Annotated in this window: 14 protein-coding genes; 8 read left to right on the forward strand and 6 right to left on the reverse strand. The window is 42.3% G+C overall.

Annotated features, from left to right (window positions below; all coding sequences use genetic code 11):
• Positions 1-54: 54 nt before the first annotated feature.
• Positions 55-1,245 (reverse strand): ROK family protein, encoded by a 1,191-nt coding sequence (locus B9A91_RS06180; protein ID WP_084237507.1) that lies wholly within the window; start codon positions 1,243-1,245, stop codon positions 55-57.
• 165 nt (positions 1,246-1,410) lie between these two features.
• Here B9A91_RS06180 and B9A91_RS06185 point away from each other — a divergent pair, with 165 nt between their 5' ends.
• Positions 1,411-1,986: an acyl-CoA thioesterase gene (locus tag B9A91_RS06185; protein WP_084237508.1), complete on the forward strand. Its 576-nt coding sequence runs from the start codon at positions 1,411-1,413 to the stop codon at positions 1,984-1,986.
• On the opposite strand, the gene lpxB is transcribed toward B9A91_RS06185, so the two are convergent.
• Genes lpxB through surE form a run of 3 tightly spaced genes read right to left on the reverse strand, consistent with a single transcriptional unit; the run spans position 1,983 to position 4,219 of the window.
• On the reverse strand, positions 1,983-3,092 hold the full coding sequence (gene lpxB / locus B9A91_RS06190) for a lipid-A-disaccharide synthase (RefSeq protein WP_084237509.1): 1,110 nt from the start codon (positions 3,090-3,092) through the stop codon (positions 1,983-1,985). The genes B9A91_RS06185 and lpxB overlap by 4 nt on opposite strands.
• Complete coding sequence (locus B9A91_RS06195; protein ID WP_084237510.1) at positions 3,093-3,368, reverse strand: stationary phase survival protein SurE; 276 nt, start codon at positions 3,366-3,368, stop codon at positions 3,093-3,095.
• Between the two features lie 2 nt (positions 3,369-3,370).
• Positions 3,371-4,219, reverse strand: coding sequence for a 5'/3'-nucleotidase SurE (gene surE / locus B9A91_RS06200; protein ID WP_084237511.1), 849 nt, complete (start codon positions 4,217-4,219; stop codon positions 3,371-3,373).
• A gap of 210 nt (positions 4,220-4,429) precedes the next feature.
• Between surE and B9A91_RS06205 the strand changes: the two genes are divergently transcribed.
• Both B9A91_RS06205 and B9A91_RS06210 read left to right on the forward strand, forming a co-directional pair.
• Positions 4,430-7,363: a M16 family metallopeptidase gene (locus B9A91_RS06205; RefSeq protein WP_084237512.1), complete on the forward strand. Its 2,934-nt coding sequence runs from the start codon at positions 4,430-4,432 to the stop codon at positions 7,361-7,363.
• 108 nt (positions 7,364-7,471) lie between these two features.
• A complete protein-coding gene (locus B9A91_RS06210) occupies positions 7,472-9,886 on the forward strand; it encodes a hypothetical protein (protein ID WP_084237513.1) in 2,415 nt (804 codons plus the stop codon).
• 42 nt (positions 9,887-9,928) lie between these two features.
• On the opposite strand, the gene acs is transcribed toward B9A91_RS06210, so the two are convergent.
• Together acs and B9A91_RS06220 are read right to left on the reverse strand one after the other, a co-directional pair.
• Positions 9,929-11,827 (reverse strand): acetate--CoA ligase, encoded by a 1,899-nt coding sequence (gene acs / locus B9A91_RS06215; protein WP_084237514.1) that lies wholly within the window; start codon positions 11,825-11,827, stop codon positions 9,929-9,931.
• A 176-nt stretch (positions 11,828-12,003) separates the two neighbouring features.
• Positions 12,004-12,444: a hypothetical protein gene (locus B9A91_RS06220; RefSeq protein WP_084237515.1), complete on the reverse strand. Its 441-nt coding sequence runs from the start codon at positions 12,442-12,444 to the stop codon at positions 12,004-12,006.
• Positions 12,445-12,892: 448 nt separating this feature from the next.
• Here B9A91_RS06220 and rpmB point away from each other — a divergent pair, with 448 nt between their 5' ends.
• From rpmB to rimO, 5 genes are all read left to right on the forward strand, one after another.
• Entirely contained in the window at positions 12,893-13,126 is a 234-nt protein-coding gene (gene rpmB, locus B9A91_RS06225; RefSeq protein ID WP_084237516.1) for a 50S ribosomal protein L28, read from the forward strand.
• A 40-nt stretch (positions 13,127-13,166) separates the two neighbouring features.
• Positions 13,167-13,349 carry a 50S ribosomal protein L33 gene (gene rpmG, locus B9A91_RS06230; RefSeq protein ID WP_015809322.1) on the forward strand — a complete coding sequence of 61 codons (183 nt, stop codon included), beginning with the start codon at positions 13,167-13,169 and terminating at the stop codon, positions 13,347-13,349.
• A 36-nt stretch (positions 13,350-13,385) separates the two neighbouring features.
• The gene (locus B9A91_RS06235) at positions 13,386-13,544 is read left to right on the forward strand and encodes a DUF4295 domain-containing protein (protein WP_084237517.1); all 159 of its coding nucleotides are present in this window, start codon (positions 13,386-13,388) and stop codon (positions 13,542-13,544) included.
• A 72-nt stretch (positions 13,545-13,616) separates the two neighbouring features.
• The gene (gene ftsY, locus B9A91_RS06240; protein ID WP_084237518.1) at positions 13,617-14,579 is read left to right on the forward strand and encodes a signal recognition particle-docking protein FtsY; all 963 of its coding nucleotides are present in this window, start codon (positions 13,617-13,619) and stop codon (positions 14,577-14,579) included.
• A 4-nt stretch (positions 14,580-14,583) separates the two neighbouring features.
• On the forward strand, positions 14,584-15,918 hold the full coding sequence (rimO, locus tag B9A91_RS06245) for a 30S ribosomal protein S12 methylthiotransferase RimO (RefSeq protein WP_084237519.1): 1,335 nt from the start codon (positions 14,584-14,586) through the stop codon (positions 15,916-15,918).
• Positions 15,919-15,923 lie beyond the last annotated feature (5 nt).

Consider the following 15,923-nt stretch of genomic DNA (forward strand, 5'->3'; position numbering starts at 1 on the left):
TTAATTGATATACTTGATTTGAAAAAAGTATTCCAGCAAAAATTCTAACGTATCTTAATTGAACTGGCAGTTTTCTACTACCAAAATAGCGGCACCTAAAAGTTGTGATTCATTTTTTAAGTCAGAGACTTTGATCGTTGTTTGTTCAGCCATCCTTGGGATACAAAATTCATTAATAGCGTGTTGAATTGGTGCCATCAATATCCTTCCGGCCACAGCCCCCCGCCCCCCGATCACAATAAGTTCCGGGTTAATAATGTGGATAAGTGTAGCCAGTCCTTTTCCAATTAAAAAGGCAGCATCTGAAAGTATGGAGACGGCTAAAGGGTCTCCGGCATTGGCGGCCTCCAGAAAATGGTCACCTTCCAATTTGGTAGTATCTTCAAATAATTGTGTAAGACGGGAACTGACCCCTTTGTCAAGTTCTGCTTTGGCCCGTTCAACCAGAACAGACAATGAGGTTTCAACCTCAAGACAGCCCCTTTTTCCGCAGGAGCAGAGTTTGTTGGTTTGTGACAAGGGAATGTGACTGAACTCCCCGGCATAACCGGTATGCCCGCGAAAAAGCTTACTGTTAATGATCATTCCAAGACCTACCCCCCAATTCATGTTCACTACAAGAACTTCCTGTCTTCCTTTTCCCAGACCAAACCTGAGCTCGGCAAGGGCAATTAGACTTGAATCATTGTCAATAAACACAGGAAGCCCCAGTTCTTTACTTAAATAACCAACCAGGGTATGGTTACCTTTATCATTAAAAAAAGTGTAATTGATTCCAAGTTTTGAGCTGATAAAACCCGGCATCCCCACCCCAACACCCAATATCTGGGCAGCAGGAATTCCCGAACGGGATATATAATCTTTCAAAAATCCGGCAAGTGAAGCCATCTGACCCGAGTCATGGGTAAGCGGCAATTCCAATTGCTCAACATCCATCTTACTGTGATTGAGTAAATCATAGATTTGTACCCGGGTAACCATCTGATCTGTGGCAACAGCTACAATATACCTTTGTTTTTCTTTATTCAACAGGTACATCGCAGCCTTCCTGCCCCCTGTTGAACGTGCCTCTTCCGATTCAACCACATAACCTTCATTTACCAAATCATTTACCGTGCTTGTAACTAAGGGCAAACTTTTGTGTGTAAGCGTACTTAGATCTGTGAGGGTTAATACCTTACTAAAGTAAAGGTGCTTTATTACTTCCTTACGCAGCCGGTGGTTTTTTTCTACAGGAGCAGTCACGATGGTTAAGTTTGGTTATTTGAACTTAAAAAAAATATCTCAAAAAACCAAAAACTTTTTAATTTATTTTTTAAGATATGTAAACTTCAAAAACTGAATTTAACGATAAACTCAAGAAATTTTTATAAAACCCCTATCTTAACAACTGTTATTATACAATTTTTTATGAGCACAACAAGCCCCGAATTACCTACTGAAGATTACAAGCCAGTCAGCTTTTCGCAAACAATTCTGACGGAACTGATGATCCCTGCCTATTCCAATTTCGGGGGCAAGATTCATGGTGGAATTTTATTGTCGCTAATGGATAAAGTAGCCTATGTATGCGCTGCCAAACATGCCGGCAATTACTGCGTAACCGCTTCCATCGATACAGTAAATTTTTTGGCTCCTGTAGAAGTAGGCGAACTGGTCTCACTTATGGCTTCTATAAACTATGTGGGCAATACATCGCTTGTTGTAGGGATCAGGGTAATCTCTGAAAATGTAAAAACCAATCAGGTAAAACACACCAACACCTGTTATTTTACAATGGTAGCAAAAGATGATTTCAATAATCCTGTAAAGGTTCCGGGACTGATATTGGAAAACAGGGAGCAGTTGAGACGTTTTATTGAAGCAAAAAGCCGTAAAGAGATCCGAGGCAATTACCGCAAAGAACTGGAAGCCGTAAATATACCCGAGAAGGACGAACAATGTATGCAGCTGCTGGCGGGAGAGCGTTGCAGGATTTCCGGTTAAACCAGGTTCTTCAAATAATCAACAATCAAACTTGCAGTACGCTCTGATGCACCTGCAGTGCCCATTTTTTCCGATAGCACTTTATAGTCGTCCAGCATTTTTGCTCTCACTGCTCCCTGCAAAAGCGGCCTAAGCGTATCCATGATATTGCTGGCATTGCAATCGTTCTGTATCAGTTCTTTAACCACCTCCTTATCCATGATCAGATTTACCAACGATATAAATCTGATTTTAACCAGCATACGCGCTATGGCCACGGAAATACTTCCCCCGCGATATACCACCACCTGGGGCACATGAAACAATGCCGTTTCCAAGGTCGCCGTGCCGGATGCTACAATTGCCGCCCGGGCCACATTCAATAAGTTATAGGTTTGTGCAAAAACAAGGGTAACATTGTCAGATTTGATAAACTGCCTGTAATAGGCCTCATCAAAACTTGGGGCCGCAGCCACCACAAAATGATAATCCGGAAAATTTGCAGTCACACCCAGCATATCAGGCAGCAGGCGTTCTATTTCCTGCCTGCGACTGCCAGGCAGCAACGCGATCACTTCTTTTTGAAGATGGTATTTCTCCCTGAATGCCGGATCTGGTTTGAAAAGCGAAATTTCATCCAGCAAAGGGTTGCCTACATAGTCCACCTCCATGCCCCAGTTGCGGTAAAAGTCCACTTCGAAAGGAAGAATGCAGAACAGTTTATCTACAATTCGCTTTATTTTGAGTACCCTCTTCTGGTTCCATGCCCATACTTTCGGTGAAATGTAATAGCAAACCTTAATGCCATTGGCTTTGGCAAATTCTGCGACCTTAAGGTTGAAGCCAGGAAAATCAATCAGGACCAGTACATCCGGCCTATACTCCATAACTGCGGTCTTACAGGCCTTAAGATTTTTAAAAATGGTACGCAGGTTCAGCAATACTTCTGTAAAGCCCATAAAGGCCATTTCCGAATAATGCTTATCCAGAATTCCACCTTGCGCCTTCATTCTATCGCCTCCAAAATACCTGAAATCAGCTTCAGCATCAAGCCCCTTCAAGGCCTTCATTAAATTGGCGCCGTGCAGATCTCCTGATGCTTCTCCTGCGACTAAATAGTACTTCATTTACCTGTTGATTTTGTAAAAAAAGAAAGCAAATGCCCACAGGAACGTTGCACTGATAATGCCTCTCCCTATGTTTTCCTTATTCCGCTTAAAAAAATAATGCATCAAAAGTGCATTTACGGCAATGCAGCCAATTAGCAGCAAATCTGCCTTGGCCAGAAAGGCAAAGCGCTGCATCAGGTACCATACCAGGCTAAGCAATATACCCGGCACCGCAAGGCCTATGCCTAAACCTGTAAATGCTGAATTTTTAATACGGCTAAATTTCTCCTGCATAACTACCCCAATGCTGATCCGTCTGGTGCTGGTGTATGTTTAGGCTGAGCGGGGGACACAGGCGATATTCCCGGGACATCAAAACTCCAGGTATTCAATACCGGAATGGCATGATGTGCTGTTAAATCAAACTGCACAGGCACCACCGAAACAAAACCATTTTCCAATGCCCATACATCGGTATCCTCTCCTTTATCGTAGTTTTGAAACACCCCGGTAAGCCAGTAATAGGGCCTTTCATAAGGATCTTTCCGCTCGTCAAATTCCTCTGCCCACTTGGCATTGGCCTGCCTGCAGATCTTGATTCCCTTTAAATTAGCTCCTTGCGGAAAATTGACATTGAGCAACGTGGCAGGCGGCAAGCCATGTTCCAACACCTGCAATGCAATGGTTTTGATGAATTTTTTACAATGACTAAAATCTGCCTGCTGTGAAAAATCATCCAGTGAAAAACCAATTGATGGTATATTTTCAATAGCCCCCTCTACTGCGGCCGACATAGTTCCTGAATAAATGACATTAATAGAATTGTTCAGGCCATGATTAATACCAGATACACAGAGATCAGGCTTTTTACCCTTAAAAATTTTATTAACAGCCAGCTTCACACAATCAACCGGTGTGCCAGAGCATTTGTACATTTCTACTCCCGGATAAAGGTCCACAGCATCAAAGCGAAGTGGTTTTCCAATGGTAATGGCATGACCCATGCCCGATTGCGGCCCATCTGGTGCCACTACCACCACATTTCCTATCTCCAACATTACATCAATCAGGTTTTTAATACCCGGTGCGGTAATGCCATCGTCGTTAACAACTAAAATACTCGGTTTTGAATACTGCTTCTTCATCGTAAAAGGATTAGATCTGCTGAACCGGCAATGTGCTAAAATCACCCATTTTAGCAAACAATGCCCCGTACAACATTTGTAGCAGTAAAAGTACAAGAATTAAGGCATAAAATTCAGCATTCAGCTTATATTTGGCTGTAACTTATTAAAGCTGAATCTGTCCTATTCCCATAACAGGTTCACAACCATAAAAAACAAATGATATTACTAATGAAAAACAAATTATTGATGCTGGTCTGTTTTCTCCTAACAGGTTCAGGCTTAATGGCACAATCTGTCTACCAATGGAAAACGGCCTCTGCCGGCGGTTATACGTATAAATACGTAACCAACGATCCTACCAAAGCCCGTTTCTACACTTTAAAGAATGGGCTTACTGTTATTTTATCGCCAAACACTAAAGAGCCCGTAATCGATTTCCGGCTCGCCGTAAGGGCAGGTAGCAATACCGACCCAAAAACAGCAACAGGACTTGCACATTACTTGGAACACATGCTGTTCAAGGGCACTGACAAGTTTGGTACTATGGATTATGCAAAGGAAAAAACTCTACTGGACAAAATTGAATCCTTGTATGAGCAATACCGGGGCACAACCGATGCTGCTAAACGCAAAGAGATATATGCTCAGATAGACAAGTTGTCGGGCGAAGCTTCCAATTTTTCTATCGCCAATGAGTACGATAAGATGATGAAGTCGCTGGGCGGCAACTCTACCAATGCACATACCTGGTATGAAGAGACGGTATATAAGGAGGATTTCCCTTCAAATGCGGTAGACCAGTTCCTGGCATTACAGGCTGAACGTTTCCGCGCCCCGGTTTTCCGTATTTTCCATACAGAGCTGGAAGCTGTTTATGAAGAAAAGAACCGTGGTCTCGACAACGATTCCTGGAAGATCAATGAGCAGACTTCTGCGTTGCTGTTCCCAACCCACAATTACGGACAGCAAACTACCATCGGTACCATTGAACATCTTAAAAACCCCTCGTTGGTAGAAATCAGGAAATACTACAATAAATATTATGTCCCAAATAACATGGTTATTGCATTTGCCGGAGATTTTAATCCCGACGAAATGATCAAAAAAGTGGACAAGGCTTTTGCCTATATGAAAGCCAAACCTTTTGAGCTGTATAACCCTGCACCTGAAAAACCACTGAACAGTATACAAAAAATTGACATCTACGGACCAAGCGCAGAAAGCGTAAGGTTATCCTACAGGGGTTATGCGGAAAGCACAGACCAAAGCATGCTGCTTGACCTGATCTCCAGTATTCTTTCGAATGGAAAGGCAGGTCTGCTGGACATCAACCTTAACAAAAAACAAATGGTTTTAAGTGCAGGAGCAGGATACCAGCAAATGAAAGATTATGGCATTTTTACCCTGATGGCCCAGCCTAAACAAGGTCAATCCCTTGAACAGGCACAGCAGCTTTTGCTGGAACAGGTTAGCATCCTTAAAAAAGGGAACTTTGATGAAAGCCTGATCAAAGCTACAGTAGCGAACAGCAAGCTGGGCTTACTGGAATCATTTGACAACAATACTTTCCGTGTAGAAGCGCTTACCAACGAGTTTATTTTAAACCGTGGCCAGAACTGGAACAAATCATTGAACGGTCCGGACGCAATGGCAAAAGTCACCAAAAAACAAATCGTTGATTTTGCCAACCAGTTCTTTAAAGAAAACTATGTTGTAGCCTATAAACATAAAGGCGAAGACAAAAACATTGTTAAGGTTGACAAACCAGCCATTACCCCTGTAAATACAAATGCAGGACAGGTTTCTGATTTCGCTAAAAACCTGCTTGCGCAGCCAGTTAAGCCAATTTCTCCAAAATTCCTTGACTATAAAAAAGACTTGAATTTTGGTAAAACAGGAATTGCAGATATCATTGCAGTTCAAAATTCGGACAACAGCATTTTCAGCCTGTCGTACCGTTTTGACATGGGAGCCTGGAACAACAGACTGCAGCCTTACGCGGCGCAGTACCTGAGTTTTTTGAGTACTGACAAGTATTCGGCAGAACAGATCAGCAAAGAGTTTTACAACATTGCCTGCAACTATAGTTTTAGCGTAAGCAATGAAGTTGCCACCATCAGTGTGAGCGGATTGCAGGAAAACTTTGAAAAAGCCGTAAGCCTTGTTGAACATATTTTCGCCAATTGCAAAGCTGACGAAAAAGCACTGGAAGGCTTAAAGGCACGAATCCTGAAATCAAGGGAAAACAGTAAGGCCAGCAAAGATGCAATTATGAATGGCTTAACCGCTTATGCCCAATATGGTGCCAACAACCCGTTCAACTACACATTAAGTAATGAAGAGATCAAAAACATCACTTCAGCACAGTTGATTGATATCCTGCACAACATGAGCAATTACAAGCATACCATTACTTATTACGGACCAAAAACCTTAAGCGATTTTACAACAGCTATCAGCAAACTGCACAAACTACCTAAGGAATTTACCCCTGTAGCGCCAGCAAAAACATTTGCCTATGCAGCCAACACCAGCAATCAGGTTTATTTTGCCGACTATGATATGGTACAATCTGAAATCCGCTGGGTACGCAATGGTGGACTGTACAATACAGAATGGTCACCAAAAGTAACCCTGTTCAACAGCTATTTTGGTGGTGGTATGGGTTCCGTGGTTTTCCAGACCATCCGCGAATCCAAAGCCCTGGCCTATTCAACTTTTGCAGTGTTCTCTTCTCCGGATAAGAAAGAAAAGCAATACACGATGGTTGCCTATGTAGGCAGCCAGGCAGATAAGATGAATGATGCCGTTAATGGGATGAATGAATTGTTAAATGAATTGCCTCAAAACGAAAAGGCTTTCGAAGCTTCAAAATACAATGCCCTGAACGGCATTGAAACCAGCAGAATTACAAAAACAGGCATCCTTGGTGCTTATTTCTCTGACAAAAAACTGGGCTTCGACCACGATTCCAGAATAGACGAATATGCAGGCCTAAAACCCTTAACTTTTGCCGACATCAAATCCTTCCATGGAAACAACGTAGCCAACAAAACTTATAACTATTGCATTGTTGCTTCCGAAAAAAAGGTAAAAATGGAAGACATGCAGAAATTTGGTACAGTAAATAAACTAACGCTGGAACAGATTTTTGGATACTAGCAAAATCTCAAAGGGTTAAAAATGGCCATCCGATAAAATTCAGATGGCCATTTTTATTTTAAAGCGCACAACTTGTATAATTACCATCGAAGCCTTAACTTTAATCTGATGCGAAAATACACCATAGCCCTGCTCCTTTCGCTTGTGCTCCTGGCACTGTTACCAATTCATACACAGGCACAATGGGCATCACAAACCATGCTTTCCGATCAGATGCAGTATTATGCCCACAAAGAACCCGGCTCAAAGTTATTTGTACATTTCGATAAGACCATTTATACCAATAATGAAACCGTCTGGTTTACGGGCTACCTGCTTAACCTCAGATCTTCAGCAGCAAGGCTTCATGAATTTTTATCTGTCGCGCTGATCAGGGCAATTGATAGTGCAGTGATCATCCAGGAGAAATACCAGATCATCAACGGTCTTGCTTTTGGAAGCATGGTACTCCCCGATTCTATGCTGACCGGCAATTACCATTTTCAGGTAACCACCAACCTTGTAAGCCGTGGAATACCTGAGCTGAGCTTTGCACAGCCCCTTGTTATCAAAACAAACATTGAGCCTTCGTTTAAGGCCAGCCTCAAATTACTTCAAACCGGTACCCTGGGAAAATCCCCACACAAAATATTGGTTTCTGTGCTTTCAAGGGAAGCGCGCTTTCTGCCTAAGCCTGTTGCCATCAGCTATAATTACGGACAACTACGCAAAAAAGCGACAACTAATGCCTCTGGTGAACTCATTATAGATATTCCGGAAACAGAAAACATCACTGACCCAAATGTTTACACCAAATTAAAGTATGGTAAAGACAGCAGCTACCTTAACCTGCCGCTACCTGTAAGCAAAAGAAAGGCACATGTGGGGTTTTACCCCGAAGGGGGCAATCTGATCCATAACCTACCATGTAAAGTAGCCTGGGAACTGAAAGACCAGCAGGGAGCGGTGGTTACATCAAAAGCCCTGTTGTACGGCGGGACGGAGCTTATAGATACCATTGAAACGAACAGCTATGGCATTGGCAAATTTATATTGGTACCTCAAAAGGACATTACTTACCAGATCAAACTACTGCATACCGCTTTTACCGACAGCAGCTATGTCATTCCCCAAGCTGCAGAAAATGGCCTTAGCATAAGCTTTAGCACTGGCATCCCTACTGATACACTTGTATTCAGGCTCAACAGCACGAATCCGGGCAAGGTGGCTTTACGCCTGCACGATTTCAGGGCCACCTACATTTATAATGAGTTGTCCATCAGCAATACGCCAAGCAATATTAAAATCCCCCTCGGAGATATTCCCCCGGGCTTAAAGACACTTACCCTATCCGACAGTCTGGGCAGGCCACTTGCTGAGCGATTGTTGTATGCCCACTACGAAAACAAACAGAAAGTTCAGATTAGCACCGAAAGGCAAAGCTATGGCCAGCGTGAAAAGGTAAAGCTCAGGCTTAACCTGAATCAGCCCGACACCATAGCTCTGGTTTCCATTGCCTGCGTGCAGGAAAACCGGCTGCCTTCTTCCATAACCACCGATATTGAAAGTTATACAAAACTGACCAATGAACTAACCGATTTAGCTGCGGCACCCGATGGGCGGGGAGTAGGAGATCGGCAGTATCTGGAAGATATCCTGTTGGTAAAAGGCTGGAGACGATACAGCTGGCAGCATATTTTGCAAGCCAGTCCGGCCGATACACTCAAAAGTTATGACTCACTTCCTCTCAGGTTACAGATCAGCAGGTATGGGAAACCGCTGAAGTCGGCAGTTGAATTGGGCATCATGAGTGCCGGTGGCCTGAGCTTTAAAAAGAGCGGTCCCACGGGCGATGTCCAGTTCGACAATTCCGAACTGCTAATTGCCCCGGGTTCAAAAATACAGGCCATTGTTATGGGCAAAAACCAGGATACTTATGGTATGGAATTGAACGATCCCTTTGTTAAACTCAACAAAGATTATACAAAACTGATCACAGCACAGCGAACTGTTATTCCATCAACCATTCAAAACAACACGGAACTTACGCTCAAATCAAACGAAAAGGTAAACCGCCTGCGTGAAGTAGAGATCAGAGCGGGAGGAGACCAGACACTAAATTATAAGCATGGCGCAAATGAATGCGGAGATTACGTATGCAGGTTCAATATTCTCAATTGCCGCAATCACCTCAGCGACCCTGGTAACAGACATCCCATACCTGGACAAACGTATACAAATGGATTGGGCGGCGGGATTATTGTATATCAGCTCTGCAAAGATGAAGAACGAAGACGCTTCATTATGCCCCTAACCCCCATCTATACAAAAAAAGAGTTTTATGTTGATGCCCATGCGGAACCACTGGAACCCGCTTTTGAATCTACTCTGTACTGGAATCATGGACTGATCTTGGGAAGAGCAACAAAGGAACTTGAGTTCTATACCGGAGATATCACTGGAAAATTCAGGATAGTGGTACAAGGCATGTCCACTACAGATGTTTTGTACGGCCAATACACCATCGAAGTCAAGGCCAAATAAAAAAGCCCCCATTATACGAGGGCTTTGATATTTTCTGGAACATTATTTCAGCTGTCCGGATTTTTCTATAATTTCCGTTACCACAGTTGGGTCCAATAAAGTAGAAGTATCACCAATCTGGGAAGTTTCCCCTTCAGCTATCTTCCTCAGGATACGGCGCATAATTTTACCGGACCGCGTTTTAGGCAGACCAGATACAAACAGGATCTTATCCGGTTTGGCAATTGCTCCAATTACCCGGGTTACCGTCTGCAATATATCTTTACGGGTAAGGTCTTCGTCATTATGCACATTCGGGTTGATCACAAACGCATAGATCCCCTGCCCTTTCACATCATGTGGATAGCCTACAACGGCGCTCTCTACCACCCCGGCATGCATGTTTATGGCATTTTCTACTTCAGCTGTTCCTATTCTGTGACCAGATACATTGATCACATCATCCACCCTGCCGGTAATCCGGTAATAACCTTCTTCATCTCTCAAACAACCATCTCCGGTAAAATAAAGGTCTTTATAAGTGGAGAAATAAGTAAGCTTGCAACGCTCGTGATCACCATAAGTGGTGCGCAGCATACCAGGCCAAGGGAACTTAATACACAGATTACCATTCACGCCATTACCTTCTATTTCTTTGCCTTGCTCATCAACAAGAATCGGTTGTATGCCGGGTAAAGGCAAGGTCGCAAAACTAGGCTTGGTAGGTGTTACATAAGCAATAGGTGAAATCATGATTCCGCCCGTCTCTGTTTGCCACCAGGTATCTACTATAGGACATTTACTTTTTCCAATGTGCTCATCAAACCAATGCCAGGCTTCTTCATTTATCGGCTCTCCAACAGAACCAAGGACCCTTAGTGTACTCAGATCTATGCCTTTAAGCGGCTCTTCACCAAAACTCATCAGCGAACGGATGGCTGTAGGTGCTGTATATAAAATATTTACTTTATGCTTTTCAACTACCTGCCACATGCGCGAAGCATCAGGATAGGTCGGGATTCCCTCAAACATCAATGTAGTTGCGCCTTGAGAAAGCGGTCCGTATACGATATAAGAGTGCCCGGTGATCCAGCCTATATCGGCTGTACAGAAGAATACCTCATTTGGCTGGTAATTGAACACATTTGAAAAGGTATAACCAGCATACACCATGTAGCCGCCGACGGTATGTACCACACCTTTTGGCTTACCTGTAGACCCTGAAGTATATAAAATAAACAGCAAGTCTTCCGCATCCATTTCCTCAGCAGCGCAATTGGTATCTACCAGTTTAATTTCATCTTCCCACCATACATCCCGGCCCTTGAGCATGGATACAGCAATGCGGGTATGGGTAAGTACGATCACCTTCTCTACAGTCGGACAACCGATCAGGGCATCATCAATAACTTCTTTTAACTGAATCTGCTTATTTCCTCTGAATGCACCATCGGCAGTAATCACTACCTTACATTCTGCATCATTGATACGGTCTGCAATAGACTTGGCTGAAAAGCCACCGAATACAACTGAATGTATTGCACCAATACGTGCGCAGGCCAACACGGCCACTGCAAGTTCGGGGACCATTGGCATATAGATACATACCCGGTCGCCCTTTTTAACGCCATTCTTTTTCAATACATTCCCAAAGCGGCAAACCTGCTCGTGCAATATTTTGTAACTTAATGTAATACTTTCTTTCTGAGGGTCATTTGGTTCCCAGATAATGGCCGGTTTATCTCCATTCTCTGCAAGATGACGGTCCAAACAGTTTTCAGTAATATTCAACTTAGCACCTTCGAACCATTTGATAGTTGGCTCAGAGAAATTCCAGGACAATACTTTGTTCCATTTCTTTCTCCATTGAAAGTTATTGGCTATCCCTTCCCAAAATTGCTCAGGGTAATCTACACTATACTGATACGTTTTTTGATACTCGTCAAAAGATTTAATTTGCATGGTTTAATTTGTTTCAGATACTAAAGGTCAAATATAACTTTATTAAAAAGCTATCAAAACTTTTAATGTATATTTTACATCATAAAATGCCAAAATAATTGAAATACTCAAAATACGGTTACGTAAACATCAATCAAAATTGTATTTTTTAGTCCCAATACTGAAACGGGACAAATTCATTTCTGCACTTGCTTCTCCAGCTTTGCATGCGCATGGTTTGCATTGAGTAAAATCAGATCGGCATAAGATTGCAGGTACATTTCAGCCTGCTTTTGGTCCTGGGCGTGGTTCAGTAATAGCGCAAGATCGTTCATCTCCGTCTTCAATGAAGGCGTCAAGGGGATCGCAGCCATTCCGGTTGTCCGGTTGGCAACCAAACCACTATTATAGCTATCCGGATAGCGCTCCAGAAAACCGGTCAGAAAAAACTGGTTAAACAACAACACCCAACCCTCCCCCATGAATTTCTCTGTATCAAAAGCATACCCGGAACGGATAAAGATGAGTTCATCACCATCAACCAGCCAAACCAAACGGCTCCATAAACTTGTGTGTAATTTTGTGTCCCGGTTATATTGTTCCAGCCGGGTAATGTTGATACTCAAACCTGTTTCCATAAACTAATGTAATAGGAAAGCGCTTTCATACAGTTAAATTATTAATATTTAATTAGTTACTGCGAAAGTAAATAATTAAATGCAAAATGTAAAAAATAACCGTTCTCTTCATGCACTGATTTTTAAGCACTTCATGCTTTAAAAAGATGTGCATTCTGAGAAGGTAATTTTTATGTAAACAGAAACCCATTTTTATGTAAACAGTACGCCTATTCGTTTACATAGCCATCCTGATAACAGAAAATATACCTTCTCAGAAAGCGCATTGGAAAATTTTGGCTTTTTCAGCCAAAGTTTTCCCGCGCTTGAAGAGAACGGTTTATTTTCACTATCTCATTGAAAATAAATTGAAAATATTTTAAACCTCCCTTGACCATTACAAATATTATACTGATATTTGCAAACTCTTAAAAAAATAAGAAAGTATAATTAACATATAAATAAAGGCATGTCAAGAGTTTGTGATTTAACCGGAAAAATGGCGATGACAGGTTTTAATGTTTCTCACTCAAACGTTAAAACTAAGCGTAAGTTTTATCCCAACTTACAGCTTCAGAAATTTTATATTCCTGAAGAAGATCGTTGGATAACACTGAAAGTATCTACTTCAGCTATCAAAACCATCAATAAAATTGGTATTACTGAAGCGATCAACCGTTTCGTTAAAAAAGGATATTTGTAAATAACACTGGTTGATGTGAATCAACCTTAAGACTAATAAAATGGCAAAAAAAGGTAACAGAGTACAAGTTATTCTAGAGTGTACAGAGCATAAAACTAGCGGCATGCCTGGTATGTCTAGATATATCTCTACTAAAAACCGTAAAAACACTACTGAGCGTTTGGAATTGAAAAAATTCAACCCTGTATTGAGAAAAGTAACGGTACACAAAGAAATTAAGTAATACATTTAGTACTAACTAAATACAATCCATTAAATCATGGCAAAGAAGGTAGTTGCAACCCTTAAAACGGGTAAAGGAAAAGAATATTCAAAAGTTATTACAATGACTAAATCACCTAAAGGTGCTTATTCTTTCAAAGAAGTTATTGTTCACAACGATCACGTTCAGGATGCTATTACTGCATCTAAAAAATAATTTTAATATTTAATAATATTAAAGCCGTCCCTTTTTCCCGGGAGGGCTTTTTTTGTTTTGTTATACATTCGTATGGGCTTATTCGATTTTTTCAAGAAAAAAGAAACCGCACCTGAAGCACAAGAGGCTCTGGATAAGGGATTAGAAAAAACAAAAGAAGGTTTTTTCAGCAAGATCACTAAGGCTGTTGCCGGTAAATCTACCATCGATGATGATGTGCTCGATAACCTCGAAGAAGTACTGGTTACCTCAGATGTTGGGGTAAGCACAACATTAAAAATCATTGACCGCATACAGCAGCGGGTGGCTAAAGACAAATACCTGTCTACCTCAGAACTGAACCATCTGTTACGTGATGAAATTCAGCTCTTACTGGCCGAAAACAACAGCAACGACTTTCGTCAGTTTGAATACGGGCAGCATAAGCCTTACGTAATTATGGTGGTAGGCGTAAACGGCGTGGGCAAAACCACTACTATTGGCAAACTTGCCCATAAGCTGAAGGCCGAAAACCTTAAAGTGGTATTGGGTGCAGCCGATACCTTCAGGGCAGCTGCAGTAGAACAGATCAAACTCTGGGGCGAGCGGGTTGGCGTACGTGTAGTTGCCCAAGCCATGGGTTCAGATCCTGCGTCAGTTGCCTACGACACCCTCCAATCGGCAGTCGCCAATGGTGAAGATGTAGTCATTATCGATACTGCCGGTCGTTTGCACAACAAGATCGGGCTCATGAATGAGCTGGGAAAAGTTAAAAACGTAATGCAAAAGGTAATTCCTTCTGCTCCTCATGAAATATTACTTGTACTGGATGGTTCAACCGGACAAAATGCTTTCGAGCAATGCAAGCAGTTTACCGAAGCCACAGATGTAAATGCCCTGGCCATTACCAAACTGGACGGAACAGCAAAAGGCGGCGTAGTTATCGGCATCTCCGATCAGTTTAAAATACCTGTAAAATACATAGGCGTTGGCGAAGGCATGAACGACCTGCAATTATTTGATAAAAAGGCTTTTGTAGACAGCCTGTTTAAATAAATATATGAATACTAAAATAAAATCCACCATTATACCCGTTAAAAAGCCTAAAATCAATGTCATCACCCTGGGCTGTTCCAAGAACACCTACGATTCTGAGGTATTGATGGGGCAATTGCGTGGAAACAGTATGGATGTGGTTCATGAAGCCAGTAAAGTAGGTAAAGACGATATCGTTGTCATCAATACCTGCGGATTTATCGACAATGCCAAACAGGAATCTATTGATACCATACTGCAATACAGCCAACTGAAAGATGAAGGAAAAGTAGGGAAAGTAATTGTTACCGGATGCCTTTCTGAACGCTATAAACCTGAGCTCGAAGCCGAAATTGCCAATGTTGACGCTTTTTTCGGCACAAACGACCTTAACAATCTGTTACACTCACTGGGTGCCAATTATAAACACGAACTGATTGGGGAACGTTTGTTAACTACCCCTTCTCACTTTGCCTATTTTAAAATAGCCGAGGGCTGTAACCGCCCCTGCTCTTTCTGCGCCATTCCCTTAATGCGTGGCAAACACGTTTCGCGCGACATGCAGGAACTGGTAAATGAAGCCAAAATACTGGCCGCCGGTGGAACAAAAGAGTTGATCCTGATTGCGCAGGACCTTACCTATTATGGCCTGGATATCTACGGAAAACGTAACCTTGATGAATTGCTGCACAGACTGTCTGATGTAAACGGAATCGAATGGATCAGGCTTCAATATGCCTACCCTTCGGGCTTCCCTATGGAAATCCTCGATGCCATGAACGAGCGCGAAAACATCTGCAAATATCTGGATATGCCACTACAGCACATTACAGATAACATGCTGAAATCTATGCGTCGTGGCATTACCAAACAAAAAACCATTGATATCGTAAACCAGATCAGGGACAAAGTACCGGGCATCGCCATGCGTACCACCCTAATTTGTGGTTACCCTGGTGAAACAGAACAGGATTTTGAAGAAATGATGGATTGGGTAGAAGAAACCCGTTTTGACAGACTCGGATGCTTCACCTATTCGCACGAGGAAAAGACCCATGCACACAGCCTGGTTGACGACGTTCCTGAAACAGTAAAACAAGAACGTGTGGATGCCATTATGGAATTACAACAGGGGATTTCTTACGACATTAACCAGGAAAAAGTAGGCAAAACCTATAAAGTGCTGGTCGACCGAAAAGAAGGTGATTTCTTTATTGGCCGTACAGAGTTCGACTCCCCTGAAGTAGACAACGAAGTTCTGATTGACGCCAGCACAGGTTATGCTGCCAACGGTAGTTTTGTCAAAGTAAAAATCGACCGCGCGGAAGACTTCGATCTATATGGACAGATTGTAAAATAAAAGCC

Origin of the sequence: Pedobacter africanus (assembly GCF_900176535.1) — a bacterium.
Classification (GTDB): Bacteria; Bacteroidota; Bacteroidia; order Sphingobacteriales; family Sphingobacteriaceae; genus Pedobacter; species Pedobacter africanus.